The organism is Muricoccus harenae (genome assembly GCF_009848505.1).
Classification (GTDB): Bacteria; Pseudomonadota; Alphaproteobacteria; order Acetobacterales; family Acetobacteraceae; genus Roseomonas; species Roseomonas harenae.
Window position 1 is genome coordinate 27,341 of sequence record NZ_WWDL01000013.1, and the last position, 24,970, is coordinate 52,310.

General features: G+C 70.1%; 22 protein-coding genes. 10 read left to right on the top strand and 12 right to left on the bottom strand.

From position 1 onward, the window contains the following. The first annotated feature begins 69 nt into the window (after window positions 1-69). From GSE44_RS11170 to GSE44_RS11180, 3 genes are all read left to right on the top strand, one after another. On the top strand, window positions 70-1,554 hold the full coding sequence (locus GSE44_RS11170; RefSeq protein WP_159348878.1) for an ATP-binding protein: 1,485 nt from the start codon (window positions 70-72) through the stop codon (window positions 1,552-1,554). A 91-nt stretch (window positions 1,555-1,645) separates the two neighbouring features. Continuing rightward, window positions 1,646-2,158, top strand: coding sequence for a hypothetical protein (locus tag GSE44_RS11175; RefSeq protein ID WP_159348879.1), 513 nt, complete (start codon window positions 1,646-1,648; stop codon window positions 2,156-2,158). 92 nt (window positions 2,159-2,250) lie between these two features. Next, on the top strand, window positions 2,251-3,213 hold the full coding sequence (locus tag GSE44_RS11180; RefSeq protein WP_159348880.1) for a Bug family tripartite tricarboxylate transporter substrate binding protein: 963 nt from the start codon (window positions 2,251-2,253) through the stop codon (window positions 3,211-3,213). A gap of 22 nt (window positions 3,214-3,235) precedes the next feature. On the opposite strand, the gene GSE44_RS11185 is transcribed toward GSE44_RS11180, so the two are convergent. Continuing rightward, complete coding sequence (locus tag GSE44_RS11185; RefSeq protein WP_235924724.1) at window positions 3,236-4,372, bottom strand: TauD/TfdA family dioxygenase; 1,137 nt, start codon at window positions 4,370-4,372, stop codon at window positions 3,236-3,238. Window positions 4,373-4,479: 107 nt separating this feature from the next. Between GSE44_RS11185 and GSE44_RS11190 the strand changes: the two genes are divergently transcribed. Beyond that, window positions 4,480-5,463, top strand: coding sequence for a Bug family tripartite tricarboxylate transporter substrate binding protein (locus GSE44_RS11190; protein ID WP_159348881.1), 984 nt, complete (start codon window positions 4,480-4,482; stop codon window positions 5,461-5,463). Window positions 5,464-5,466: 3 nt separating this feature from the next. Here the strand turns inward: GSE44_RS11190 and GSE44_RS11195 are convergent, their stop codons facing one another. After that, window positions 5,467-6,465 (bottom strand): 2-hydroxyacid dehydrogenase, encoded by a 999-nt coding sequence (locus GSE44_RS11195; protein WP_159348882.1) that lies wholly within the window; start codon window positions 6,463-6,465, stop codon window positions 5,467-5,469. A 111-nt stretch (window positions 6,466-6,576) separates the two neighbouring features. Here GSE44_RS11195 and GSE44_RS11200 point away from each other — a divergent pair, with 111 nt between their 5' ends. Further along, window positions 6,577-7,215, top strand: a complete 639-nt coding sequence (locus GSE44_RS11200) for a hypothetical protein (RefSeq protein WP_159348883.1) — start codon at window positions 6,577-6,579, stop codon at window positions 7,213-7,215. A 5-nt stretch (window positions 7,216-7,220) separates the two neighbouring features. Continuing rightward, the gene (locus GSE44_RS11205; RefSeq protein WP_159348884.1) at window positions 7,221-7,940 is read left to right on the top strand and encodes an endonuclease/exonuclease/phosphatase family protein; all 720 of its coding nucleotides are present in this window, start codon (window positions 7,221-7,223) and stop codon (window positions 7,938-7,940) included. A gap of 21 nt (window positions 7,941-7,961) precedes the next feature. On the opposite strand, the gene GSE44_RS11210 is transcribed toward GSE44_RS11205, so the two are convergent. From GSE44_RS11210 to GSE44_RS11225, 4 genes are all read right to left on the bottom strand, one after another. After that, the gene (locus GSE44_RS11210) at window positions 7,962-8,984 is read right to left on the bottom strand and encodes an ABC transporter substrate-binding protein (RefSeq protein WP_159348885.1); all 1,023 of its coding nucleotides are present in this window, start codon (window positions 8,982-8,984) and stop codon (window positions 7,962-7,964) included. 78 nt (window positions 8,985-9,062) lie between these two features. After that, entirely contained in the window at window positions 9,063-9,938 is an 876-nt protein-coding gene (locus tag GSE44_RS11215) for a transglutaminase family protein (RefSeq protein ID WP_159348886.1), read from the bottom strand. After that, entirely contained in the window at window positions 9,935-12,358 is a 2,424-nt protein-coding gene (locus tag GSE44_RS11220) for a circularly permuted type 2 ATP-grasp protein (RefSeq protein ID WP_159348887.1), read from the bottom strand. Before GSE44_RS11220 ends, GSE44_RS11215 begins: the two co-directional genes overlap by 4 nt. Beyond that, window positions 12,355-13,191 (bottom strand): transglutaminase family protein, encoded by an 837-nt coding sequence (locus tag GSE44_RS11225; RefSeq protein WP_159348888.1) that lies wholly within the window; start codon window positions 13,189-13,191, stop codon window positions 12,355-12,357. The genes GSE44_RS11220 and GSE44_RS11225 overlap by 4 nt, the downstream gene beginning before the upstream one ends. Window positions 13,192-13,439: 248 nt before the next feature. Here GSE44_RS11225 and GSE44_RS11230 point away from each other — a divergent pair, with 248 nt between their 5' ends. Genes GSE44_RS11230 through GSE44_RS11240 form a run of 3 tightly spaced genes read left to right on the top strand, consistent with a single transcriptional unit; the run spans window position 13,440 to window position 15,992 of the window. Then, window positions 13,440-14,456, top strand: a complete 1,017-nt coding sequence (locus tag GSE44_RS11230; RefSeq protein ID WP_159348889.1) for an ABC transporter substrate-binding protein — start codon at window positions 13,440-13,442, stop codon at window positions 14,454-14,456. Window position 14,457: 1 nt separating this feature from the next. Then, complete coding sequence (locus GSE44_RS11235; RefSeq protein WP_159348890.1) at window positions 14,458-15,225, top strand: ABC transporter ATP-binding protein; 768 nt, start codon at window positions 14,458-14,460, stop codon at window positions 15,223-15,225. Next, window positions 15,222-15,992 carry an ABC transporter permease gene (locus GSE44_RS11240; protein ID WP_159348891.1) on the top strand — a complete coding sequence of 257 codons (771 nt, stop codon included), beginning with the start codon at window positions 15,222-15,224 and terminating at the stop codon, window positions 15,990-15,992. Before GSE44_RS11235 ends, GSE44_RS11240 begins: the two co-directional genes overlap by 4 nt. 106 nt (window positions 15,993-16,098) lie before the next feature. On the opposite strand, the gene GSE44_RS11245 is transcribed toward GSE44_RS11240, so the two are convergent. The 4 genes from GSE44_RS11245 to GSE44_RS11260 all read right to left on the bottom strand — a co-directional run bounded on the left by GSE44_RS11245 (window position 16,099) and on the right by GSE44_RS11260 (window position 20,854). Further along, window positions 16,099-16,812, bottom strand: a complete 714-nt coding sequence (locus GSE44_RS11245) for a metallophosphoesterase (RefSeq protein ID WP_159348892.1) — start codon at window positions 16,810-16,812, stop codon at window positions 16,099-16,101. Next, window positions 16,809-17,513, bottom strand: coding sequence for an FAD-binding domain-containing protein (locus tag GSE44_RS11250; RefSeq protein ID WP_328799072.1), 705 nt, complete (start codon window positions 17,511-17,513; stop codon window positions 16,809-16,811). The genes GSE44_RS11245 and GSE44_RS11250 overlap by 4 nt, the downstream gene beginning before the upstream one ends. Window positions 17,514-17,612: 99 nt before the next feature. Further along, window positions 17,613-18,308: a ligase-associated DNA damage response endonuclease PdeM gene (pdeM, locus tag GSE44_RS11255; protein WP_201306033.1), complete on the bottom strand. Its 696-nt coding sequence runs from the start codon at window positions 18,306-18,308 to the stop codon at window positions 17,613-17,615. Continuing rightward, window positions 18,305-20,854, bottom strand: a complete 2,550-nt coding sequence (locus GSE44_RS11260; protein WP_159348894.1) for a ligase-associated DNA damage response DEXH box helicase — start codon at window positions 20,852-20,854, stop codon at window positions 18,305-18,307. Before GSE44_RS11260 ends, pdeM begins: the two co-directional genes overlap by 4 nt. 74 nt (window positions 20,855-20,928) lie before the next feature. Between GSE44_RS11260 and rmuC the strand changes: the two genes are divergently transcribed. Further along, the gene (rmuC, locus tag GSE44_RS11265; RefSeq protein ID WP_159348895.1) at window positions 20,929-22,359 is read left to right on the top strand and encodes a DNA recombination protein RmuC; all 1,431 of its coding nucleotides are present in this window, start codon (window positions 20,929-20,931) and stop codon (window positions 22,357-22,359) included. Between the two features lie 17 nt (window positions 22,360-22,376). On the opposite strand, the gene GSE44_RS11270 is transcribed toward rmuC, so the two are convergent. Together GSE44_RS11270 and pcaB are read right to left on the bottom strand one after the other, a co-directional pair. Continuing rightward, the gene (locus GSE44_RS11270) at window positions 22,377-23,627 is read right to left on the bottom strand and encodes an alpha-hydroxy acid oxidase (RefSeq protein ID WP_159348896.1); all 1,251 of its coding nucleotides are present in this window, start codon (window positions 23,625-23,627) and stop codon (window positions 22,377-22,379) included. Next, window positions 23,624-24,970, bottom strand: a complete 1,347-nt coding sequence (gene pcaB, locus GSE44_RS11275; protein ID WP_159348897.1) for a 3-carboxy-cis,cis-muconate cycloisomerase — start codon at window positions 24,968-24,970, stop codon at window positions 23,624-23,626. The genes GSE44_RS11270 and pcaB overlap by 4 nt, the downstream gene beginning before the upstream one ends.

Genomic DNA, 24,970 nt, shown 5'->3' on the forward strand with positions numbered 1-24,970 from the left:
CCTGCACAGCCCAGCCCGATCCGCTATAGGAGCCGCCCCCGCGCTGCGGGCGTGCGGGCGGAGCGGAGTATGACGATCGGCATCGAATTGGGGCGCACGAATACAGGCGCCGGCGGGATGATGGACCTGGAGGAGCTTCTCGCGACCCGCCTCCTAGTTCAGGGAAATTCGGGCAGCGGCAAGTCCCACCTTCTGCGCCGGCTGATGGAGCAATCCGCCCCCTGGGTGCAGCAGGCCGTGATCGACCCCGAGGGCGACTTCACCTCGCTCGCCGACCGCTTCGGCCATTTAGTGATCGATGCCGCCGCCCATGCCGAGGAAGCCATGGCCGCCGCCGGGGACCGCGTGCGTCGCCACCGCGTCTCGGTCGTGCTGAACCTTGAGGGGCTCGAGACCGACCGCCAGCTCCGCCACGCCGCCGCCTTCCTGGGCGGGCTGTTCGACGCCGAGCGCGACCACTGGACCCCGATGCTGGTGGTGGTGGACGAGGCGCAGCTTTTCGCCCCCGCAGCCGGTGGCGACACCACGGACGACGCGCGCCGCGCCTCGCTCTCTGCCATGACGGACCTGATGTGCCGTGGCCGCAAGCGCGGGCTGGCTGGCATCATCGCGACGCAGCGCCTGGCAAAGCTGGCCAAGAACGTGGCGGCCGAGGCTTCGAACTTCCTGATGGGCCGCACCTTCCTCGATATCGACATGGCCCGCGCCGCCGACCTGCTAGGCATGGAACGGCGCCAGGCGGAGCAGTTCCGTGACCTCCAGCGCGGCCATTTCATCGGACTCGGCCCGGCCCTGTCCCGCCGCCCGCTGGCCATCCGCATCGGCGCGGTGGAGACGGAGAGTCGCGGTTCCGGACCGTCGCTGACCCCGCTGCCCCAGACGGCCCCGGAAGAAGCCCGCGAGCTGATCCTTGCGGCCCCCGGCCCGGTCGCGCCCCGCCCGGCGCGGCGCGCGCCGCCGGCGCCGCCGCAGGACATCCTGGCCCAGCTCGCACAGGCCTCCGCTAATGCGCGTCCCGCCACCACCCGCGTGGCCGAGCCGGAACCCTCGCCGGAGGAGGTGGCCGAGCGGGAGGCCCGGACCCGCGCCATCCTGCACGACATGCTGGCCGAGCCCGATGCCGCCTTCCGGCCCATCGGTGTGCTTTACCAGGACCTCCTGGTGCGCCTTCGCATCCATGCCGTGCCCGGCAAGCCGCCCGAACTGCCCTCCTTCCGCCGCATGCTCGCCGTGGCCCGCGCCGGCGTGCCGCCCGAGGCCGCGAACGACCCCGGCTGGCCCGAGGCCGCCGCCCGGGCCGACAGTCTTCCCGAGGACACGCAGGGCGTCTTCCTGCTTCTGGCCCATGCGGCGCGCCAGGGCCTGCCCTGTCCATCGGATGCGGCCATCGCGCGCGCCTATGGCAGCCGTTCCGCCGGCCGGGCGCGGCGCCTGCTGGGGTGGATTGAGGAACAGGGTCTGATCGTCACGCGCCCGGCGGCCGGCGGAAGGCGCGTGGTGGCGCTGGTCGGCCTGGCCTGGGAGACGGCGCCGGGCGATCCGGCCGCCGCCTAGCTGCGTGCGGCGCGAATGTGACTTGATGCGTGGGCGGAACGGAGGGATAGGCGGCCGCAACCTCCAAGCTGCCTCCAAAGGAAGCCACGCCGTGAAAGTGTCCGCGTTCACCCTGCTCGCTTGCGGCGGGCTGGCCGCCGCCTTCGCCATGCCCTGGCCTGCCGCCGCCCAGCAATACTGGCTTCCGAACGGCTCCGGCGGCACGACCTTCAACAACCCTCAGGGCTCCATGCTCGGCACCGCCAATGAGCGGATGCTGCAGCAGCACATGTTCCGGCAGCAGCAGGGCCGCCCTCAGTCGCCAGCCCCGGATGGCGGCTCCCGGGGCCAGCAGACGGCTGCCGCATCCTCGGCGGATCCGTCCTTCAGGCTCGGCAACAACGGCAAGATCGCGATCCGCGAAATCTACGTGTCCGCCTCCTCGGAATCGAACTGGGGCGCCGATCATCTCGGCCAGAGCATCCTGCCGCCTGGCGGCAGCGTGATCCTCCGGCTGCCGCAGGGCCAATGCGTCAACGATGTCCGCGTGGTCTACGGAAACGGACAGGCGTCCGAGCGGCGGCAGGTCGATACATGCGCTATCACGGACATGCCTTTCCCCTGAGCACCGCCGCGCCAGGGCGGTCCTGCGGCGACGTGACTGGCGGCATTTCCCCGCATGCGGCATCCTGCTTGCAACGAAACGGGGAGCGTCCCATGCGCATCACACGCCGAGGGGCCGTCGCCGGCCTCGCCACCGCCTTCATCGCCCGCGGCGCATCCGCCCAGTCCAACACCATCACCCTCGTCGTGCCCACCGCGCCCGCGGGCACCACGGATTTCGCCGCGCGCCTCCTGGCTGAGCCACTCTCACGCCAACTCGGCCAGCCGGTGGTGGTGGAGAACAAGGCAGGCGCCAATGGCGCGCTCGGCACGCAGGATGTGGCGCGGGCGCGGCCCGACGGCACGCGGCTGCTGGTGCAGTATTCCGGCTATCATGTCGGCTCGCCCGCCATCGTGCCGAACATCGGCTACGACGTGCGGAAGGACTTCGCGCCCGTCTCCCTGCTGCTGGACGCCCCGCAGGTGGTCTTCCTGCATCCTTCCGTGCCGGCGAACACGGTGCAGGAGCTGGTGGCCTATACCAAGGCCAATCCGGGCAAGATGAACTACGCCTCCTCCGGCACCGGCTCGCTCCAGCATCTGGGCACTGAACTTCTGAAGCTGCGTACCGGCACGGACATGACCCATGTGCCCTATCGAGGCACGGGCCCGGCGACGCAGGACCTTATCTCCGGCCGCGTTCAGATGATGATGACCACCCCGCCGCCGCTGATGCCCTTCGTGCGCGAGGGCAAGCTGAAGGCACTCGCCATCACCGCCGGCACCCGTCATCCCGCCCTGCCGGATGTGCCAACCCTGGCGGAATCCGGCCTGCCGGATCTCGAGGTGGTCGGCTGGTTCGCCGTCTTTGCCCCCGCCGGCACGCCCGCGCCTGTGCTGAAGCGCCTGGTGGAGGCCTGCAACGCCGTGGTGGACACACCCGACTTCCGCCGCCGCGCGGAGGAGCAGGGCGCCATCATCCGCATCATGCAGCCCGCCGAAATGCAGGCTCGTGTGCTTCGTGAACTGGATGAATGGACCCGCGTGGTGCGCGAGGCGAAGATTCAGCCGGATTGAGGTGAGGGGCCGCGCCCCTCCCTCACGCCGCCAGGGCGGAGCGCCCCGGGATAGCCCCGCCGCGCACCGCGCCAGGCGCGGTGGTGCCCCATTGCACGGCATGGCCCGCAGGCAGCGCCCGGCTGTTGGACGCGGAGAGCCAGATGCGCATCAGCACGCGGGACGTGCCCGAGGCGGCATCGTCCGCATAGGCCGTGCGCCCGTGATAGGTGACGTGCTGGTTCATCAGCTGGATCTGCCCGGCCTCGAAGGGCAGCTGCAGGCAAAGCTCGTCGGCGATCGCCGCCAGCGCGTCCATCGCCTCGACCTGCTCGGGCCGCAGTGGCGGCACGCCGGGTTCGGCATGGGCCATCTCGACATAGGTGCGCGAATACTGGCTGGTGAAGGCGCCCGTCGGCCCACGCGAGAAGACGGGCATGGTGAAGACGCGGTCGGAATGGCCCTCGCCCTCCTCGTCGGCGGGGCGCATGCGATGAAAGTCCTGGTACAGCACCTCCAGCAGGTCCGGGCGCCGCGCGGCAAGCGCGTCATGGATGGCCACGGTGGAGACGATGCGGCTTTCCCCGCCCGCGATGCCGTTGGAGGCGCAAAGCAGAGCCAGCACGTCGCATTTGTCCGTGTGGAAGCGTAGCGGACCGGTGGAGCGCGAGCGGGCGCGGGCGGAGGGCACGGCGCCTGTGGTATCCGGCCCGGTCACGGCCGCCCCGGTGCCGGTCTCGTCCCGCACTTCGGCCAGGATCTCGCCCTTGGTGTTCTGCGGCAACGGCGTGCCGAGATGGGCGCAGATCCCCCAGAACACGGCCTTCATGTCATCCGCGGAATAGCGCTCAGCCGGCAGGCCGGAAATGCGGACAAGGCCGCGCCCTTCCTCCAACTCCTTCGAGACGGTCTCGAGCAGCGGCTGCACCGTCGGTAGCGGGAAGTCCGCTGCACGAATGCGGGGTAGGGGCAGCCCGCGCGCGCGGATGCCGGCCAACGCCGCGTCGATCTCGGCGATCGCGGGCGCTTCCAGGCGGAAGACCCAGCTCGGGTCGGAGGCGAGGTCGGCGCCGGTCCAGGCGGCGCGGCCGCCGATGGGCTTCAGGAGATCGGGCTGCATGGCGGGACGGTCGCGCGGCAGCGCCCCTCCGGTCAAGGCCGCTCGAACTGCCGCTGGCATGGGGGGTGCATCCCTTGCATCGGCCCCGCATCCTCCCGCCCACGCATGGGCGCGGTTCGGCGGATGCGGCAGAGTGGCGCCCACCGCGCCCGAATCAAGGGATTCCCATGTCCGACCTGCGCCGCCGCGACCTTGCCGCGCTCCTCACCCTTCCGGCCCTGGGCCTCGCCCGTCCCGCCCTGGCCCAGGGCGCCTGGCCGTCCAAGCCCATCCGCTTCATCATCCCCTGGCCGCCGGGCGGGCTGAACGACCTGATCGCGCGCGGCTACAACGACCAGGTCTCGCGCCGGCTTGGTGCCACCATCGTCAACGACTTCAAGGCGGGTGCGGGAGGGCGCATCGGTGTGGCGGAAATCGCGAGGTCGGCACCGGACGGCTACACGATCGGCATGGGCAATCTCGGGCCGCTGACCATCTTCCCGCATCTCTACAGGGAGATGCCCTATGATGCGCGCCGCGACCTCACTCCCGTCGCCATGTTCGCCGCATCGCCGCTCGTGCTGGTGGTGAACAAGGATCTGCCGGTGAATAGCGTCGCGGATCTGATCGCTCTCGTGAAGTCGCGCCCGGGGAAGATGAACGCCGCCTCGGTCGGCGTCGGCACCGCGCAGCACCTGATCTTCGAGATGTTCAAGGAGCGAGACGGCGTCCAGATGGAGCACGTGCCCTACAAGGGCACCAATGAGTCCCTGCCGGCCATGCTGACCGGCGATGTGCACGCCATGTTCGACACGCTGCCGCTCATGCTGCCGCAGCTCAGGGCCGGCGCGATCAAGGCGCTCGCCGTCACCACACCGCAGCGCCTGCCGCAGCTGCCCGACGTGCCGACCATGATCGAATCAGGCTATCCCGATGTGGATGTTGTCACCTGGTATGCCGTGATCACCCCCGTCGGCACGCCCCGCCCCATCATCGACCGGCTCTACGAGGCCTATACCGCGGCAGCCGGTACACCGGAGGTGAAGAAGCTGCTGGAGGAGCAGGGATTGATCTACCTGCCGAACACGCAGGGCCAATTCGCAGAGCGGATCGCGGCTGAGTCGGACCGCTGGGCCCGGATCATCCGCGAGCAGAAGATCAGCGTGCAGTAGTCTTCACCCCGGCGGCGGCACCTCGTTCGCCAGGAACTCCCCTCGCTCGAAGGCCGTGATGCTCTCGAGTGTGGTGGCGCAGATCGTCCCGAAGGCTTCCCGCGTGAAGAAGGCCTGGTGGCCGGTCAGCAACACGTTGGGAAAGGAGACGAGGCGCTGGATCAGATCGTCATCGATGATGTCGCTGGAACGGTCCTGAAAGAACAGCCCTGCCTCCTGCTCATAGACGTCGATCGCCAGCCCGCCGAGATGCCGGCTCTTCAACGCGGCGATCACCGCCTTCGTGTCCACCAGCCCACCGCGGCTGGTATTGAGCAGCAGCAATCCCGGCTTGGCCTGCGCCAGGAAGGAGCCGTTCACGATGTGCCGGGTGGCCTGGGTCAGCGGGCAATGGAGGGTGATCACGTCACATTCTCGTGCCAGCACCTCGGCCGATACGTAGCGGCCGCCCAGCGTCTCGAATCCGGGGTGGGGCGCGACATCATGGCCCAGCAGCTGGCAGCCGAAGCCCGCCATGATCCGCGCGAAGACACGGCCGATCTTGCCCGTGCCGATCACGCCCACGGTGCGGCCATGCAGATCGAAGCCCATCAGCCCGTCCAGCTCGAAATTGCCGTTGCGCGTGCGCTCATAGGCCCGGTGGATGCGGCGGTTCAGCGCCAGCAGCAGGCCGACGGTGAACTCGGCCACGGAATGGGGTGAGTAATCCGCCACCCGCGTCACGCGGATGCCCAGCCGTGCGGCGGCGTGCAAGTCGATCTGGTTGAAGCCGGTGGAGCGCGTGGCGACCAGCCGCGTGCCGCCCGCGGCCAGCGTTTCGAGCACCGCCCCGTCCAGCTGGTCGTTGACGAAGATGCTGACGGCCGGATAGCCGCTGGCGAGCGCGACGGTCTCCGGTTCCAGCCGCGCCTCCTGGAAGGTCAACGCGTGGCCGTGCCCCACGTTCAACTCGCTGAGCATCGCGCGGTCGTAACGCTTGGCACTGAACACGGCGACCTTCATCGGGCAGCTTCCTTCCAATGGCGAAGGCGAGGCCTATCACGCCCGGTGCGCATCGCCAGCGATATTGCGCGGCGACGGGGTGGCGGCCCGGACGGCAGGGGAGGACGGCGGGTGCCGCTGCTGACGAGAGACGATATCCGGCGCCAATCTCCTTTCGCCTGGGCCTGCCTGGCCCTGCTGGCCGCGGTGGCCTGCTGGCTCTGGACGATCGACAAGCACAATGCCGCCTTGGGCAGCGTCGCGGCGCTGGCTGGCTGTCTTGGGCTGATCCTGCCTCCGCGGGAGCGGATGGCGGTGCTGCCCTGGCGGCTTCGTGCCTTGCCACGGCGGCTGGATGCCACCGTCGTGCTGGCCACGCTGGTGGTGAGCCCTGGCTATGGCGTGAACTGGTTCTACGGCGCGAACCCCTATGACGAGGTGGTGCATCTGCTGAACGGGGTGCTGGCCGGGCTGGTCTTCCTGGGGTTGCTCAAGGCGGACGGGCTGGACCGGCCGAAGGCGCGGCTGGTGCTGGCCGGCGCCGCATTCGGCGTCGCGCTTGGCATCGTATGGGAAGTCTTCGAATGGGCCACCCACCTCATCGGGGACTGGATGGACACATGGACCGACGTGGCACTCACCGCCCTCGGCGCCACACTTGCCGCCGCCTTCGTCCGGACGCGTGAGCCGCTGCCGGCCGAGGACCAGGCGCCGGCGGTCGCCGCTGCGCCCCATGGCCCGACGCGGGCCGGTGAGGCGCCGGGCGACTGAGGAAGATGCTGGTCGCCACCTACAACATTCATCGTGGCCGGGGACCGGCCGGCCTGTTCCGCCCGGATCGCATTGCCCGGGTGATCGCCGAGACTGGCGCCGACCTGATCGCCCTGCAGGAGGCGCAGCATTACCTACGGCCTGGAAAGGACATGCTGGACGCGGGTTTGATCGAGCGTGAGGCGGGGCTGCGCCTGCTGCCACTGTCCGAGAGGCCCGGGGAGCAGGGCTGGCGCAGCAACCTCGTGCTTCTTCGGCGGGATGCCAGGGTGCTCCGCCCGGCAGTGGGTCTTCGCATCGCCGGATTGGAGCCGCGCGGCGCGATCCTGGCCGAGCTGGATCTCGGCTGGGGACCGTTCCGCCTCCTCGCCACGCATCTCAGCCTCGGGGCAGCGCGGAGGCGGGCGCAAGCGGCGGTGCTTCTGGAGGCCATGCAGACCGGACAAGGTGCCCGCCTGCCGACGCTGCTGCTCGGCGACCTCAATGAGTGGCGGCCTCATGGCTCGGCTCTCGCGGTGCTGGAGCCGGTCTTCGGCCGTGCCCAGGCCGTACCCAGCTTCCCGGCCTTCCAGCCCTTCCTGTGCCTGGACCGGATCTTGGGCCACCCGCGCGGACTGGTCCGTTCGGTAGAGGCGCATGACACGCCGCTGGCCCGCCGCGCTTCCGACCATCTGCCGCTGAAGGCGCAGATCGATACGGCAAGGCTGGGCGGCCAGGAGTGTTAGCCCCCGGCCGCTCCTGCAAGATCAGGCGATCTTGCGCTCGCTCGCCGGGGGCAGGAACCGCTCGGTGAACAATTCGGCAACCGGGCGGGGATTGGTCACGCCATAGGCCTCGGCATTCACCCGGACCAACGTCTCCGCCCGTCCCATGTCGATGGAGCCGGTTCCGTTCGCACGCACATGCGGCGTCAGGATGGAGCGGTCGCGCGTCATCGCCCAGCGGCGCTTCTCCAGCGCCTCGTCGAAGAGCGCCTCGCGCTTCTTCAGCGCGGCCATCGCTGCATCGGGCTCCGCCAGGAGCAGCTTCAGCCCCTCGATCGAGGCCTTCACGAAGCCGGCGGCCTGCTGCTCGTTCCGCTCCAGCCATTCCTGCCGGACCATGATGGCGGAGCCGAAGATATCGAGCCCGTTCTCGGCATAGGGCCAGGACACGATGTCCTCCTCCTTCACGCCAAGGCCGAGGATGTTGAAATGGGTGGTGAACATGAAGCCCGTCACGGCATCCACCTGGCCCTGGGCCAGCATGGTGTCGCGCAGATTCGCGGCCATGCTGGTCCAGCGCACGGCGGCAGGATCGAAGCCCTGCACCTTGGCGAAGGCCGGGAAGATCATCCGGCTCGCCTCGCCCTCCGGCGCGCCCAGGCGCTTGCCCACCACGCCCTTGGGCTCGGTGATGCCGGACTTGCGCAACGTGGTCAGCGCCGCGGCCGTGCGGTCCAGCACCTGGTAGATGGAGACGAGGCGCTTTACGGGGTTCTCGGCGTTGAACTTCACCGCGGTGCTGACATCGGTGTAGCCGATGTCATAGGCGCCGGACGCGATCTTGATGGCTGTGTCGCCGGAGCCGAAGCCGCGGTCCATGCGCACGGCCAGGCCCTCGCGGCGGAATATCCCGCGGTCCTCGGCCAGGGCGAACATGCCGTGATTGCCCTGCAACGCCCAGTCCAGGACAAAGCGGATCGGCGCCTGGGCGGCCGCGGTGCGGATATGGGGAAGGGCCAGGCCGGCGGCACCAGCGGCCAGTAGGGTGCGGCGGGGAAGGTTCATGACGGGCTGCTCCGGGTCACGCGTGCCGCCGGTGTGGCCCGGCGTGCGCCGCGCGTCCATGCAGGAATGGTGCCGCGATCAACTTTCGGTAAGCGCGCCGGCCTCGCTCATCTCCACTCCGACCGTCACGGAATGCCGCCCGCCGCCCAGGATCACCCCCAGCAGCGGCGACACATCCCCGAAGTCGCGGCCCCAGCCAAGCACGACATGCTCGTCCGCGACGAACAGGCTGTTGGTGGGGTCCATCTCCACCCAGCCTGCCTCGGACCCCATCCAGGCCGCTACCCAGGCATGGGACTGGTCCACCCCCACCCGAAGTGTGCCGCCCGGCGGCGGCCGGGTGCGGATGTAGCCCGAGACGTAGCGCGCCGGGATGCCGAACATTCGCAGCCCCGTGACCATCAGATGCGCGAAGTCCTGGCACACCCCTGCGCGCCGCTTCAGCAACTCCTCCACGGGGGTGGAAACGGTGGTCACGCCGGCGCGGAAAGCCATCTGGCCGCGGAAGCAGGCGATCATCTCCACCGCCGCCTCGCCCACCGTCCGGCCCGGCGCGAAATGCGGGGCGAAAAAGGCTCGCGCCGCCTCCACGGGTGGCAGCAAGGGGCTGGGGAACAGGAACTCCGCCGCCTCGCGGTCCTGTAGCGCCAAGTCGCGGATCGCTTCCCATGCGGGCATCGCGGCAGGGAGGGGCGGAGGCGCACTCACCTCCACCAGGGACTCCGCGGTGACGGTGAAGCGCTTGTGCGGGCGGTCGATATAGAACCAGGCGGTGGGGTTCCCGAAGTAGTCGGTTCCCTCGCTTCGCCGTGTCGGCGTGGGGCCGCTGGTCAGGCTGGCACGCAGGACGGCCTGGCGCGCCATTGGGCGGGGCGAGAGGTGGAGCACATGCGCCGCCATCTCGACCGGAGATTCATAGCTGTAGGCGGTGACATGCCGCAGCCGGTAGATCACGCCGCCCCCCGCACGGGACCACCGCCGGGTGCATCCGCCGTATCCACTCCGAGCAGCCTCGGCGCGGCGATGAGGGTGAAGTAGCGCCGCCCGATCGCGTCCGACAGCGCGCCTACAGATTCCTCCAGAGCCAGCAGACGGCCGGAAAGGCCCGTCGCCGCCGAGGCGCCATCGGCTGCCGCCACGACTTCCGCCGCCATCGCCTCGCCATGCTGCCGCAGGCGCCGTGCCCAGGCCGAAAGCGACGGGTCACCGCCGCCCTCCACCGTGGCGAGCAGCCCTTCAGCGGCCGAAAGCTGGAAGACAAGCCCGCGCGGATTGCCGGGATCCGCCATCACCAGGTCCAGCGCAGGGCCGGGCTGCAGGACATGGAGGTAGCGGGTCCGATAGGTGATGACGGAATCGCAAAGCTCGAGTGCCAGGGCGAGCGCGCTCTCCACCCGCGCCGGGGCTTCGTCCAGCAGGTGGCCGAGCAGCGCCGCCACGCTCGCGCCGCGCTCCAGTCGCCGCCCGAGATCGAGGAAGCCGTGCGCGCCGCCACGCACCATGTTCTCCGCCGCGACACCCGCGACGCCCGAGGCGTAGCGCACCATACCGCCCAGCGCCGCGCCGAGCGCCGCCGGGGTCTTTGCCGCCATCAGCGCGGCGCGGCTGTCGCGCAGCGGCAAGGTGAAGGCGGCGTGCATGTCGCCGGTCAGCCGGTCGCGCGTGCCTTCCACCAGCCGGGCAACCTCGCTGGTCAGCCGGTGCAGCGGCCCGCCCTCGCGCCCAGCACCTAGCAGTGCGCGGCGCAGCGCGGCGTCGTCGCCCGAGGTAGGCACCTCCTCCTTGGTGATGAGCTTCGCATCGAGTAGGCAGCGCGATAGGGCCGCGATCTCCGCCAGGTCGCGCGGCAACATGGGCGCGCGCTCCAGCCGGGCGAGGGCGGCACGCATTAGCCGGGCGGAATCGTCCAGCCGCTCCACATACCGGCCGAGCCAGAACAGGTTGTCGGCCACGCGGGACGGCAGGTCGCCCGCCGCCCGCCGGATGGCCAGGGCCGGGATGTGCAGCGTAGCGGGCCCACGGATCTCGGCACGTTCCTCCGACAGCACCCAGACATCCTTGGAGACGTTGCCGCCCTGTCCGTCGGCATCCACGATGCGGGCGAGACCACCGGGCATGCAGCACCAGCTCTCACCGTCATGCTGGAGAAAGAGGCGCAGCGTTACAGGCCGGGGCTCCAGGACCTCGTCCACAAGGGAGGGAGCAAGGGACGGCACCGTCCTTGCCGAGGCAGCCCAGCCGCGCGGATCACCCTCGATCGCCTCGGCTTCCGCACCCGCGCGCCCGGCGGCATGCAGCGCGAATTCTCCAGGCGTTGCGAGGTAGCGCTCAAGCGCCGCAGGGTTCCCGAGCCAAAGCGTCTCCTGCGAAGGAACCACCAGCGCCTCGCCGAGCAGGGCCTGGCAGAGGGCGGGCAGGAAGGCCGCCATGGCCGGGGCCTCCACCAGCCCCGCGCCGGGATTGTTGTGCACCGCGACCGTGCCGGCCCGCATCGCGTCGAGCAGTCCAGAAATGCCGCTGGCGGGCCGCCCGCCCATTTCCAGCGGGTCCAGGGTGGAGCCCGGCACGCGCGAGAGCAGCACCCGCACCGGCTGCAGCCCGCGCAGGGTCTTGAGGAAGAGCGCACCGCCCCGCGCGGTCAGGTCGCCTACCTCCGCCAGGGCGCAGGAGAGGTCACGCGCCACGGTGACATGCTCCGCCCAGGCCCGATGTCCGACGCCGGGCGTCAGAAGCGCGACCGCAGCCGCCCCGGCAACCTCCGCTCCCGCTGCGCGCTGCAGCACGTCCCGCCAGGTTTCGATGAAGGGGCGCAGGGGCCGCATCTGAACGGCGCGGGCGCATTCGGGCATGCTGCGCGCCATGTGGATGCGGTTGCCCAGGGCCTGGGCTAGCCCGTCCATCGCCACCACACTGTCGCCTGCGACGCGCCACTGCCCGTCCGGCCCGCGGATCAGGTCAGCGGCATAGGCGTGCAGGAAGCGCCCCGACGCGGCGTTGCGGCAGGGGCGCAGGAAAGCGGGGTTGGGGAAGACGAGTTCGGGCGGGACCAGCCCTTCCTCGACCAGGCGCTGCGGCCCGTAGAGATCCACCAGAATGGCCTCGAGAAGCCGCGCGCGCTGGATCAGCCCCTCCGCGAGGCCGGCGAATTCCGCTCCGTTCAGAACCAGCGGCACCGGGTCGAGCCGCCCCGCCGCCCCTCGCGCCGGGGAGGGGAGGAGTCCGGCGGCGCCCTCCTCCTCAAAGGCGCGGTCCAGCAGCCTTGCGCGCTCGGCAAGCCCGCCTTCAGGCAGGCTGGAGAGCGAGCCGAGCAGGCCGCGCCAATGCGGGCGAACCCGGCCGCCGCCATCCACCATTTCGTCCACTGGGGCGCTCACGCCGCCTCCAGCTTCAGCGAGGCGGAGAAGGTGACGCCGCAGGCCTCATGCGTGCCGCTGACCGGCGCCGCCAGCCGGGGATCGGACGCCGCCGAGAGCGGCAGGTGGAACTCGGCGGCTAGCAGGCCGGAGGTGGGATCGAAGCCGACCCAGCCGGCGCCGGGCAGGAAGGTCTCGGCCCAGGCATGCAGCTCGGCCGTGTTCTCGTTCGTGTCCAGCAGGTAGCCCGAGCAGAAACGGGCTGCGATCCCCATGGCGCGGAAGGCATGGACAAGCAGCCAGCCGGTGTCGCGGCAGGAGCCCTGGGCGCGGGAGATCACCTCCTCGGGCTCCCAGATGCCGGGCTCGTCACGCCGGATATAGGCGATCTCGCCGGCCACGCGGCGGGCCAGGGCAAGCAGGGTCGGGATCGTGTCCTCCCCGCCCTCGCACCGCTGCGGCAGCAGGGCGGCGAGGCCGGCCGTCAGGGGAGCGGCCCGCAAGTTTGGCGAAAGTTCGGCTGCCAGCAGCGGGTCATAGGTGAAGGGCCAGCGATCCGCCCCATCCTCCAGGATGAAGGCGAAGGGATTCATCGGCTGAAGCTCCGCCTCCAGCCGCGCGGTGATGGTGAAATGCTCCACCCTGCCATCGAAGACTGCTCGCGCCTCCGGGTTCCCCTGCGGGTCGCGCCGATGGAACAGGCGGTGGTTGCCCGGCTCCACCGACAGCACATGGCGCAGGATGCGCGCTGCCGCATGCGGCGCCGGGGAGAGTCGGATCGTCTGGGGACCCAGTAACACCGGCCTGTCGTAGCGGTAGGTGGTGACATGGGTGAGGGTGACGGCGCTGGCCATACGAGCGGGTTCGGGCCTCTTCAGGCAGGGGAGGGGTGGGGCGAGGTCGCTGGATCGGCTGGCGAGGCGGCGCAGCATAGCCGCCGAGCCGCCCAGGCATAACCCGTTCACGGGAACCCGCCGCCACAGGGACATGCATGGTGGCTGGTGCCGGTGCGCCCGGCCGTGGCATTCAGGGGACGGATCGAGCATCGACGCGGGCATTGGGCCCGCGCACGGAACCGGCATCCTGACGACGGAGACCCACCATGGGCACCAAGTACCGCATCCAGCGGCGAACCCTCCTGGCGGGCGGCGCCGCCCTCTCCCTCGTGCCGGTGCCTGGCGCGCGCGTCTCCGCGCAGACGCTCGACAAGGTCTCCTTCCAAACCGACTGGCGGGCCCAGGCGGAGCATGGCGGCTACTACCAGGCGATCGCCAAGGGCATCTACCGGCGCCACGGCATCGATTGCGACCTGCGTCAGGGTGGGCCGCAGCTCAACCCGGCGCAGCTCTTGGTGACCGGGCGGGTGGACATGATCATGTCGAACCCCTTCCAGGCACTGAACTACGCCCGTGACAGCATGCCCTTCCTCTGCATCGGGGCGATCTTCCAGAAGGATCCCGTAATCCTCATGACGCATGAGGAAGCCGGGATCGACAGCTTCGAGAAGATGCGCGGCAAGCCGATATCGATCAGCGCGGCCGGGCGCGTCACCCACTGGCCCTTCCTGCGCAGCCGCTTCGGCTTCGACGACAGCCAGATCCGGCCGAAATCCGTCAGCCTCCAACCCTTCATGGCGGACCGGAATTCGATCTACCAGGGCTTCGTCTCCTCCGAGCCCTACGCCGCCATGCAGGCGGGCGCCCATCCGCGCGTCCATCTGCTCGCCGATGCCGGCTACGATGCCTACAACACCACCATCGACACTTCCGCCAGGATGGTCGCGGAGAAGCGTGACCTGGTGCAGCGCTTCATCGACGCAACCATGGAAGGCTGGGCCGAGTACATGAAGGGCCAGGACGTCGAGGCGGCCAATGCCCTCATCAAGCGCCACAATCCGGAGATGCCGGACGACCTGCTGGCCTATGGCCTGAAGGCGCTGAACGAACGCGGCATCGTGCGCTCGCACGAGGCCGAGACGCTCGGCATCGGCGCCATGACCCATGAGCGCTGGGACCGCTTCTACGCCACCATGCGGGAAACCGGCGTCTACCCAGCCGGGATCGACATTCGCCGGGGCTATTCGCTGGAATTCGTGAACCGGAAGATCGGCGTCGGCTGAGGTGGCGCAGTCGGTCCTCCTCTCGGGGGTCTCGAAGCGCTACGGCAATGATCCCTCTGGGGGAACGCTGGCCCTGGAGGGCATCGACCTCGCGGTGGAGGAGGGAGAATTCCTCTCCCTTCTCGGCCCCTCCGGCTGCGGCAAGTCCACCCTGTTGCGCGTGATCGCCGGACTGATCCCGGCGAGCAGCGGGCGGGTGGAGGTGCGCGCCGCGCGGCACGGCGAGACCGGATTCGTCTTTCAAGACCCGACACTGATGCCCTGGGCCAGCGCCATTGGGAACGTCATGCTGCCGCTGCGCCTCTCGGGCGTGCCGCGCCGCGAGGCCGAGCCGCGCGCGGCCGAGGCGCTGGCGCAGGTTGGCCTCTCGGGCTCGGAGCGGGCGCGGCCGCGCGCCCTGTCGGGTGGAATGCGGATGCGCGTCTCCATCGCCCGCGCGCTGGTGACGCGCCCGCGGCTGCTGCTGCTCGACGAGCCCTTCGCCGCGCTCGACGAAATCACGCGCCACCGCCTGAACGACGATCTTCTGATGCTGTGGGAGGCGACACGCTTCACCGCGATCCTGGTGACGCATTCGGTCTTCGAAAGTGTCTACCTCTCCAGCCGTGTTGCCGTGATGGCCGCGCGGCCTGGGCGGATCGCCGAGGAACTGCCCGTCGAGGCGCCATTGCCGAGAGGAGCCGAGTACCGCACCTCCACTGAATATGCCGCGCTGTGCCGGCAGGCCTCCCACGCTTTGTCCCGCGCCATGGAGGCGAAGGCGGCATGAGGAAATGGCTGGCCGAATGGCCGCGCGTGGCCGCACCGCTGCTGGTGGCGCTGCTTGTGCTCGGCGGATGGGAATGGGCGGTTCGCGCGAATAACGTGCCGCCCTACATCCTGCCCGGGCCCGCCGCGATCGGCGCAGCGCTGGTGCGGGACTGGCCGCTGCTCTGGCAATCGCTGCTGATGACGCTCCAGGTCACGGCCATGGCGCTGGTGGCCTCGGCAGTGCTCGGGCTCCTGCTGGCGATCATCTTCGCGCAATCGAAGCTGATCGAAACCGCACTCTTTCCCTATGCCATCATCCTGCAGGTGACGCCGATCGTCGCGATCGCGCCGCTGATCATCATCTGGGTGGACCAGGTCTGGCTGGCACTGCTGCTCTGCGCCTGGATCGTGGCGTTTTTCCCGGTGCTGTCGAATACGACGCTCGGGCTGAACAGCGCCGATCCCAATCTGCACGATCTGTTCCGCCTTTATGGCGCCAGCCGATGGCAGGTGCTGGTGCGCCTGCGCCTGCCCTCGGCGCTTCCGCTCTTTCTGGCGGGGTTGCGCATCTCGGGCGGGCTGGCGCTGATCGGGGCGATCGTCGCAGAATTCGTGGCCGGGGCAGGGGGGGCGGAATCCGGTCTGGCCTACCGAATCCTGGAAGCGGGTTACCAGCTCCAGATCCCGCGCATGTTCGCGGCACTCGCCCTGGTTTCGGCGACAGGCATCGCGATTTTCCTGGCGCTGTCGCTGCTGTCGCGCTGGGTGCTTCGCGGGCGGGATTAGGGCGAGATCGCGGACGACCAAGAACAGCCGGGAGTGCGAAACCGTTCCTCAAGAAGATGTTGAAACGGTGGAAGCCATCACAGGCGAGTTTGAGCCGCTGTAGCGCCTACCAGGGCAGGTCCACCCAGGAGAGATGTCCTCCCTTGCCCGCGCCGGTATCCATGAACACCGCCGCCCCACCGCCGGCGCCCAGCTGCATCAGCGGACGCCCGTTCGTGCTCCTCATCTCATGCCCGCAATAGACGGTGAAACCCTGCGGAATCCGGTCCACCCAGTCATGCAGCCGCTCTGGGAAACCATCGTCGCGCATGCGGCTGGTCACGTGGCCGAACAACGCGCGGGGAACGAGCCCCTCCGGCTTGCGGGCGCCGGCATCAGGCGGCGGGGCCGCGTGGAGCATGCGCGGGTGGAAGCCGCCATGCACGAAGAGCCGCTGGTCGATCCGGAGCCAGGCCGGGGCGCGGCCGATCTCAGCCACGGCACGGCGGCGCAGCGCCTCGCGATCCGCGGCGGCATCGATCTGCTCCAGCGTGCGGCCTAGCCCGTTCGCCTCGATGCGGATCGGCGCGCCCTCGAGCGCGCGGCGGAGCTTATGGTCGTGATTGCCAAGCACGAAGATCCCGCGCCCCTCGGCACGCAGCGCAAAGGCGCGCCGTAGCACCCCCGGCGCATCGGAGCCGCCATCTGTCAGGTCGCCTAGCTGGATGAGGAAAAGGCGCTCCGCCGCCGCCCCTTCGACGGCGGCCTGGAAGGCATCGGCATCGCCGTGGACGTCGCCGACCACGCGGATGCCCTCAAAGCGGTGCCGGAGGTCTCTCAAGCCTCCGCCTCCTCGGAAAGTTCACCGCGGCTGGTGGCGCGCAGCGCAGCGAGTGCCCGGACGCGGCCGGCGGAATGCTCGATCACCGGGCGGGGATAGGCTTCGTCCGCCATGCCGGCTGCTCGGCGGATTTCCGCCGGTGCCTCATGCGGGCGGTGGACGAAGCGCGAGGGCATCCGCGCCAGTTCCGGCACCCAGCGGCGGACATAGGCGCCTTGGTCGAGCTTCTCCCCCTGCAACACCGGGTTGAAGACTCGGGAATAGGCTGAGGCATCCGTGCCGCTGCCGGCGATCCATTGCCAGGAGGCGCTGTTGCTGGCCGGATCCGCATCCACGAGCGTATCCATGAACCATGTGGCGCCATCCTGCCAGGGCTGGAGGAGGTGTTTCACCAGGAGCGAGGCCGCAATCATCCGCACCCGATTATGCATCCACCCGATCCGCCAGAGCTGCCGCATTCCGGCATCCAGGATCGGATAGCCGGTGCGCCCTCGCTTCCAGGCCGCAAGCAAGTCCCGGTCCGGCGCGAAGGGAAAGCGGGCGAAAGGGGCGCGCAGGGCCGTGCGCGGCATTTCCGGCCGGTGCCAGAGCAGGTGATGCGAGAACTCCCGCCACAGGATCTCCCGCAGGAAAGGGAGAGCTTCCGCACGGCCCGCCTCCCGTGCCGCGTGCCAGACTTGGCGCGGCGAGACTTCGCCCAAGCGCAGATGCGGCGAGAGACCGGAGGGCCCCTGCCGCCTCCAGCGTCGGGTTGTCTGCCAGGCGCAGGTCATGGCGGAACCAGAGGATGGCGGGCGCGGTCACGCAGCCGAATCCGTGCGCCGCCGCATCGGCGCCATGGGCACGCTGAACAGTCGGTCCGTGCCAAGCATGAAGACGCGGCCCCCGCGCGGGAACAGCCCGCCCAGCGCCGGGTCGCGCACGTCCAGCCCGCCCGTATAAGCTCCGAAGGCTGGCAGGATCACGCGCCGGGCGTCGGTGGCGAAGCAGGGGCGGCTGATTCCGCCCGCCCGCGTGGCCAATGTCGCCTTCGGGTGGAAGTGCCCGCTCAACTCCCCCACCGCACGGGGATCGGCCTCGTGCCGGAAGGTGAGGGAGCCATCCGCGAAGCTGTTCACGGCAAGGCCCGGCAGCCCGACCGGCGCCACCGGATCGTGATTGCCCAGCACCCAGACAACCTCCTGCACCGAGGCCAGGATGCGGCCGAGCGCGGCGCAGTCGGCCGGCGCCATCCGCTGGCAGCCCAGCGCGTCGTGGAAGCTGTCGCCAAGCAAGACCAGCCGGGCAGGGCGGTAGCGCCGCACCACGAGGGCAAGCTTCGAAAGGGTCTCGCGGGTGTCGTAGGGCGGCACGAAGAAACCGCGGGCGGCGAAATGGCTGCCCTTTTCCAGATGCAGGTCGGACACGGCCAGGGTCCGACGCGCGGGCCAGGAGACCACGCCCATCGGATCGAGCATCAACCGTTCCCCGGCCAGGTGCAGCGGGGCGGGTGTCACGGGGCCAGCCCCTTGGCGCTGCGGATGAAGCGGCGGGGCGGCGGGCGACGCTTGCGGTTCTGTCGTCTGGGGCGATCCACCACACCGGAACGCACGCGGATGCCCTCCGTCACCTCGGAGAGTACATCGGCGAAATGCTCCACCCCGCCGGTCGCGTCATCCACCAGCGCGGCGGCCTCGGCGAGAAGTGCATCCTCGGCGCCGCCGGCCACCCATTCCCGCCCCTCCTCGATCAGCGCGGGCACGGCAAGCGGCGAAACACGATCCAGCCGGCGGATGCGGATGGCGCCCTGGATCCGGGCAAGAAGGGTTGCGATGCGTCCAACATCGGTCAGGCCCGTCGCGGCCTCGGCGCGGGTGGCGCGCAGCAGGATGTGGTCGGGCTCGTGCTTGCGCAGCACGTCGTAGATTAGGTCGGCATTCATGCTCATCTGGCGGCCGGACTTCTCCTGGCCCGGGTGGTTCTTCTCGATCAGCCCGGCAATGGTGGCGATGTTGCGGAAGGTGCGGCGGAGCATGGAGGATTCCGCGATCCACTCCTCCAGCTCCTCGCCGAGGATGTCCTCTTCGAATAGCCGCTCGGGGTCAATTGGCTCGAAGGCGCTCCAGGTGGCGAGGACGTAGTCGGTGCCGAGATAGCCGAGCGGGCCATAGCCCATGCGCTCCATGCGCTTGGTCACCAGCATTCCCAACGTCTGATGCGCCAACCGCCCCTCGAAGCAATAGGCGACCATGAACCAGCGGCCGCCGCGCGGAAAAACCTCGATCAGCATGCCGTCCCGCTGCGGCAGCTCCGAACGCCGCTGCTGCAGGCGCAGCCAGTCCCGCACCGGCTCCGGCAGGGTTCGCCAGCGCTTCGGATCGGCCAGAATGGAGCGGACGCGGAAGGAAAGATGAGTGGAGAGCGGCAGGCGCGCCCCCGCATAGGCCGGCACGCGCGGCTCTCCCTCCCCACCGCGCGTCACCACCATGGTGAGCGCGTCGATGCCCTCATAGCGCAGGGTCTGGCCGGCGAAGATGAAGCAATGTCCAGGTTCGAGGGTGGAGGCGAACCATTCCTCCACCTCGCCCAGCACCGGCCCGCCGCGCAGCCGCACCTTCAGCATCGGCGTGTCGACAATGGTGCCGAGATTCATCCGCGCCTGCCGCGCCACGCGCAGGTCCCGCACATGCACCAGCCCCTCGGAGTCCCGGAACAGGCGGCGGAAGCGCTCATAGGCACGCAGCGCGTAGCCGCCATCCTCGACGAAGCGCAGCACGTCGTCGAAGTCGCGGCGGGTGAGGCCGGCATAGGGGCCGGCGCGTGTCACCTCGGCATAGAGGTCGTCGGGCTGGAACGGCGCCTGGCAGGCCATGGCCAGGATGTGCTGGGCGAGCACGTCCAGCCCGCCCGGGCGCGGCGGCTCGCCATCAAGCTCATGCGCCCGCACGGCCTCGGTGGCGGCGACGCATTCGATCACCTCGAAACGGTTCGCGGGCACCAGCACGGCGCGGGAGGGCTCGTCCATCCGGTGGTTGGCCCGGCCGACCCGCTGGAGCAGGCGGGAGACGCCCTTGGGCGCGCCGACCTGGATCACCTGGTCCACCGCACCCCAGTCGATGCCGAGATCGAGCGAGGCGGTGGCCACCACTCCCCGCAGCTTCCCGGCCGACATGGCCGCCTCCACCTTCCGCCGCTGCTCGATCTGCAGCGAACCATGGTGGAGGCCGATCGGCAGGTTGTCCTCGTTCAGCTTCCAAAGGGCGGCGAAGATCAGCTCCGCCTGGGCGCGCGTGTTCACGAAGACGATGGTGACCCCCGCCTGCCGGATGCATTTCAGCACCCCCGGGGAGGAGGCGATGCCCATATGGCCGCCCCAGGGCAGGTGCCCCTCCGGCAGCATGAGGTGGAGCACTGGCTCCGCCCCGCCCTTGCCGACGACCAGCCGCACGTCGCTGGCCCGGGCGCTGGGTGAGAGCCAGGCCCGGAGCGCCTCCGGATGAGCCACCGTCGCCGAGAGCCCAACACGCCGCAGCCCAGGCGCGAGCATGTCGAGCCGCGCCATGCAGAGGGCGAGCTGGTCCCCCCGCTTGGTGCCGGCCATCGCATGGGCCTCATCCACCACCACGGTCCGGAGCCCCGCAAAGAGTTGGGGCGCCTCGGGGGAGGAGAGGAGGACGGCGAGGCTTTCGGGCGTGGTCAGCAGGATCTGCGGCGGCGCCTCGCGCTGGCGGGCGCGGCGGTTCTGGGGGGTGTCGCCGGTGCGGGTCTCGATGCGGATGGGGAGGTCCATCTCCCGCACCGGGTCCATCAGGTTGCGGGCGATATCCACCGCCAGCGCCTTCAAGGGCGAGACATAAAGGGTGTGCAGCCCCTCGCGCGGCTCGGCATGCAGGTCCAGCAGGCTGGGCAGGAAGCCCGCCAGCGTCTTGCCGCCACCGGTCGGGGCGATGAGCAGGGCGCTCTCTCCGGCCTTGGCGGCCTTCCAAAGGGCGATCTGGTGAGGGCGCGGGGTCCAGCCGCGAGCGGCAAACCAGCCCGCGAAGGGTTCCGGCAATGTTCCCATGGGCCCGGCGTATATGGCATGGATTGCCGGCATGGGGAGGCCCGCCCCGCTCGACTCGAACCGAAAGCCCCCGGATGGCCGAACTGACGACGCTACTTCCCGTGATCCTGGCTGGTCTGGCGCTGCTGGGGGTGCTCGTCATCCTCCTGCGGCGTCCATCGGGTGGTGGCGATGCGCTGGCGACGCTGTCGGGCAAGCTGGACGCGCTCGGGGCGGCGCAGGACCGTCAGGCCGCCGCCGCGGCAGATCGGAGCGCGGCGGCCGAGCGCGCCATGGCCGACCGGCTGGCCGAGACGCGGCTGGCGACCGATGCCGCCCTCGCCGCCCAGCGCGAGCGGCTGGGCACCACCGAGCAGATGCTGGCCGACCGGCTGGGCGAGGCGACCCGCGCGATGGCCGAGGCGCTTTCCGCCCAGGGGCTGGCCGCGGCGAACAGCTCGGCGGCCCAGAACGAGCGGCTGGCGGCGCAGGAGAACATGCTGTCGGAGCGGCTCTCGGCCTCGACCCTGGCGCTGACTGAGACGCTGGCAAATGCCCTCGCCGCCCAGAACGAACGGCTGGCGGCGCAGGAGAAGGCCCTGGCGGACCGGCTCGCCAGCACCCAGGAGTCGCTCGGCGCGGCGGTGGCCGCGCAGAACGAGCGGATCGGCCGCATCCTGAACGAGAACGCCCTGAAGGCCGAGGAAACTGCCGGCAAGATCCATGAGCGGTTGGCGGTGATCGACGCCGCCCGTGCCAATATGGAGGCGCTGGGCGCGCAGGTGGGCAGCCTCGCGCAGATCCTGGGCAACAAGCAGTCTCGCGGCGCCTTCGGCGAGGTGCAGCTGCGCCAGATCGTCGAGGACCGGCTGCCGCCGGATGGCTTCGTCTGGCAGCACACCCTGGCGAACCGCACGCGTTGCGACGTGCTGATCCGCCTGCCGAACCCGCCCGGCCCCATTGCCGTGGATAGCAAGTTCCCACTCGAAGCCTGGCTCGCGGCAAGGGATGCCACGGACGATGCGACCCGCCTCGCCGCCACGAAGCGCTTCGCCGCCGACATCACGCGCCATGTGGACGATGTGGCCGGCAAGTATATCTGCCCCGGGGAGACCGCGGACGGCACGCTGATCTTCGTGCCCAGCGAGGCAATCTACGCCGACCTGCACTCCGCCCATTCACCGGTCGTGGATGCGGCGGCGCGGAGGGGCGTCTACATCGTCTCGCCCAGCACGCTCTGGGCCGTGCTCGGGACCATGCGTGCGCTGATGCAGGATGTCCGGATGCGGGCGGAGGCCGGGCAGATCAAGATCCAGGTCGCCGAGCTGGTGAAGGATGTCGGGCGCCTGGACGAGCGGGTGGGCCGGCTCCGCAAGCACTTCGTCGACATCCAGAATGATGTGCAGCAGATCGAGATCACCACCGGCAAGATCGCCCGCCGGGGTGTCGCGATCGAGGCGGTGGAGCTGAGCGATCTGCCGGCCATCGCCGGGCCGGGCGCCACGCTGTCCCCGGCCGCCGACTGAGCGGCCGTCTCGCGGGCCTAGACGGGCGGAACCCCGCCCACGCGCATGAGGTGCTGCATCCCCACCTCCTCCGGCCGCTGGCAGCCGAGGAGGGCGAGGTTGCGGTCCACCTCCTGCGAGAGGATGGAAATGGCGTGGCTCACCCCAGCCTCCCCGCCCACCGCGGCGGCATAGAGGAACGGGCGCCCGACGAAGACGAAATCCGCGCCCATGGCCAGGGCCTTCAGCACATCTGCGCCGCGGCGGATGCCGCCGTCCATCATCACGGTCATGGTTCCGGCTGCCGCCTTCACCTCCGGCAGGGCGCGGAACGCGGAAATGGCGCCATCGAGCTGTCGTCCGCCATGGTTGGAGACGACGACGCCGTCAGCACCTTCCTCGGCGGAGCGGCGGGCGTCCTCGCCATGCAGGATGCCCTTCACGATCAGCCGGCCCTTCCAGCGCTTGCGGATCTGGGCGAGATGCGTCCAGTTCAGGTGGTCCCGCGCGCTGAAGTCCCGCTCCACATGCCGCGCGATGATGGGGGCGCCGCGCGTTGCGAAGGAATTCTCGAAATGCGGCATGCCGTGGTGGCGCAGGGTGCGGAACATCGTGTCCAGCAGCCAGCGCGGGCGGATCGCGCCATCCCAGGCAAGGCGCAGGTTGGGCTTCAGCGGGGTGGAGAAGCCGCTGCGGACGTTGTTCTCGCGATTGCCCATGGTGGTGGTGTCCACCGTCAGCAGCAGCGTGCCGAAGCCGGCGGCCGCCACGCGATCCACCAGCCCCGCGATCCGGTCCGAGTCACCCGGCAGATAGGCCTGGAACCAGCTACCGGGCGCTTCCTTCGCAACCTCCTCAAGTGGGATGAGCGAGGATCCGCTCATGATCATCGGGATGCCGGCATCCCGTGCCGCACGGGCGAGCACCAGGTCGCCGCGATAGGCCATGATGGCGCTGATCCCCATCGGCGCGATGCCGAAGGGGGCGCTGTATTCCTGGCCGAACAGGGTGGTCGCCATGCTGCGGCGGGAGACGTCGATCAGGTAGCGGGGGCGGAAGGCCCATTCCTGGAAGACCTCCCGATTATCCTTCAGCGAGGCATTCGTCTCGGCTGCACCAGCAATATAGCCGAAGAGCGGCCGGGGCAGCTTCCGCCGCGCCGCCGGCTCGAAATCGTCGAGCGCCAGGATCGAGCGCAGGCGGCGCGGCAGGTCCTTGGGGACGCTGCGATAGACGCTCCGCGCCGGGGGAGGGACTGGGGCGGCGCCGTTGGTGTCGGGGGGGCTCATGCGAGGCGCTCCAGCACGCGGTCCACGAAGAGGCCGGCGCTTCCGAGATAGGTAGAGGGATCGGTGATCCGCCCGATGGCCGCCGGATCGAGGCGGGAGGAGACGGCCTCGGCTCGCCCGAGCGCTTCGGCGAGCGGGATGCGCTCGGCCAGCGCGACATCGCAGGCATGGTGCACGGCGTCATGCGCCGCACCGCGCCCGAGCTTCGGCGCGAGACCCATCATCACAGCTTCCGCCATGATGGCGCCGCCGGTGGCATCAAGGTTCCGCCGCATGCGGGCGGCATCCACCGTCATGCCCTGAGCGATCTGCCGCGCCTGATCCAGCGCGCCATGGGTCAGCAGCAGCGCCTGGGGGATGGCCAGTGGCTCGGCCTGCCAGGGACCGGTGCCGCGCTCATGGTCCAGCGCCATGGCGGACATCACCTGCGGCACCAGCGCATGAACGCCGCGCGCCTGCGCCAGCACGTATTCGCAGGCGATCGGGTTGCGCTTCTGCGGCATGGTGGAGGAGCCGCCGCGCCCGGCCTCATGCGGCTCGAACACCTCGGCGACCTCGGTCTGCATCAGCAGCATGACGTCCGTCGCCATTTTGGAGAGCGTGCCGCAGAGGATGCCGCACCAGCACACCGCCTCTGTGACGGTGTCCCGCGCCACATGCCAGGGGATCTCCGGCACGGCGAGGTCCAGCTCCCGCGCCAGCGCATCGGCCACAGCCGGTCCCTGCTCGCCGAGGGAGGCGAGGGTGCCGACCGCGCCGCCGAACTGCACGCGCAGCAGGCGCGGCAGCAGGGCATCCAGCGTGTCCCGCGCATTGATCAGCGGCGCCAGCCACGCGGCGCATTTATAGCCGAAGGTGACGGGCAGGGCGTGTTGCAGATGGGTGCGCCCGGCCATCACCGTGCCGCGGTGTTCCCGCGCGCGGGCGGCAAGGGCGGTGATGGTGGCGTCCAGATCGGTGCGGATGAGGGAGAAGGCGTCACGCAGCGCCAGCACCAGGGCGGTGTCCAGGATGTCCTGGGTCGTCGCGCCCCAATGGGTCCAGCGCGCCGCCTCCTCGCCTGCCAGAGTGCCGAGCTGCTTCACCAGCCCGACCACCGGATAGCCGGTGTTGCGCGTGGCGGCGGCGAGCGTCGGCAGGTCCAGCCGCTCCACCCGGGCCGCGGCCGTAATGGCCCGCGCGGCCTCCTCCGGGACGATGCCGAGCCCGGCCTCGGCGCGCGCAAGCGCCGCCTCCACATCCAGCATGCGCTGGAGAAGCGCCATCTCCCCCACCACGCTGCGCATGGCGTCGGTTCCGTAGAGGACGCCCCAGACTGCCCCGTCCGCCGGATTGACGCTCAT